The following is a 325-nucleotide window of genomic DNA, read 5'->3' as shown; positions in this document are numbered from 1 at the left end:
AACGAAATGTGCTCATCGAGTAATCAGCTTGCTGATGAAGATGGGTACGGGTTGTGATTGCATTAATTTTGTTCCAAGTTCTCAAGACTGGGGTGAATAACCTCAGACTGCTTTGAAACTTATGAACGGCACAAACGCTAATACTCAGGTCCTATAGCCTACAGCGTTATAGGATCAAGCGACTAAGTGCATATGGTGGATGCCTTGGCGATCACAGGCGATGAAGGACGTAGTAGCCTGCGAAAAGCTGCGGGGAGCTGGCAAACAAGCTTTGATCCGCAGATATCCGAATGGGGAAACCCACTCCGTAAGGAGTATCCCTGAC

The 325-nt window shown here is 47.7% G+C and carries 1 rRNA gene; it reads left to right on the top strand.

The features are described from left to right. Nucleotides 1–172: 172 nt before the first annotated feature. Nucleotides 173–325 (top strand): 23S ribosomal RNA (locus SB751_RS29035); the annotation flags it as partial.

This window comes from Cupriavidus sp. SIMBA_020 (assembly GCF_046535395.1).
In the GTDB taxonomy this organism is placed as follows: Bacteria; Pseudomonadota; Gammaproteobacteria; order Burkholderiales; family Burkholderiaceae; genus Cupriavidus; species Cupriavidus campinensis.
This window is presented reverse-complemented; position numbering and strand designations above follow the sequence as displayed.